Here is a 534-nt window from a genome sequence, read left to right as displayed (position 1 = left end):
CCGGTAGTCGTGTTTGTTCAACTGGGGGGAATTGCGCCGGCGTTTTCGGAAGTGAACGCGGTTAACCCGGATCTCCTCCGTCCGTTTCAAGGAACAACCGTAATCGGTATCATATCTTTACTGGCATGGGGTCTCGGCTACTTTGGACAGCCTCATATTATTGTCAGGTTTATGGCGATTTCAAGCGTGAAAGAATTGAAGAGTGCCAGAAGAATCGGCATGGGCTGGATGATCTTTTCGATTTGCGGAGCGATGCTGACAGGACTCGTCGGCATTGCCTATTTCAGTGCGAATCATCTTACGTTAAAGAATGCCGAGACGATATTCATTAAGCTTGCCGACCTTTTGTTCCCTTCAATGATTACGGGGTTCTTGCTGGCCGCCATATTAGCAGCGGTGATGAGCACAATTTCTTCACAGCTTCTTGTAACCTCAAGCGCGCTGACAGAGGATTTTTATAAAGCGTTTATCCGGAAAGGGGCTTCTGATAAAGAACTTGTACTTGTCGGAAGGCTGTCTGTCCTCGCCATTTCA

The 534-nt window shown here is 47.9% G+C and carries 1 protein-coding gene; it reads left to right on the top strand.

Going from position 1 to position 534, the window contains the following annotated elements; all coding sequences use genetic code 11:
* Positions 1 to 534 (top strand): sodium:solute symporter family transporter (locus ACWHAR_RS31440; protein ID WP_452088975.1); only part of this gene is annotated, 534 nt, incomplete at both ends.

This window comes from Bacillus sp. LR--39 (genome assembly GCF_053613335.1).
This window is presented reverse-complemented; position numbering and strand designations above follow the sequence as displayed.